This window comes from Mesorhizobium sp. Arg314, assembly GCF_053714275.1.
The window spans coordinates 1-340 of the sequence record NZ_JBSKBP010000296.1; the positions used below are offsets into that span (position 1 = coordinate 1).

The 340-nt window shown below is 65.9% G+C and carries 1 protein-coding gene; it reads right to left on the bottom strand.

Annotated features, from left to right (window positions below; translation table 11 throughout):
• Positions 1-340, bottom strand: a 340-nt coding sequence (gene nadA / locus ACWGS9_RS35565; RefSeq protein ID WP_454509529.1) for a quinolinate synthase NadA, incomplete at both ends; no start/stop codon positions are given.

A 340-nucleotide genomic window follows, 5' to 3' on the forward strand; every position in this document is an offset into this window, starting at 1 on the left:
TCGGCCTCGGCGACGACCTGCGGTGCACATTCGGGATGGGCAAGAACCGTGACGCCCGGATGCGCTTCGCGCAGCTCGCGAATGTCGGCCGCCGTGAAGCGCTCATGCACTTCGCAGCGTCCTTTCCAGGCGATGATCTCGATCTTCGTCTGCGCCGCGACGTTCCTCGCCAGATATTCGTCAGGCAGCATGATGACGCGCGGCGCGCCGAGCGATTCCACCGCCGCCAGCGCGTTGCCTGAGGTGCAGCAGATATCCGACTCTGCCTTCACGGCGGCGGAGCTGTTGACGTAGGTGATCACCGGCACTCCCGGATAGCGCCGCCGCATCAGGCGCACGT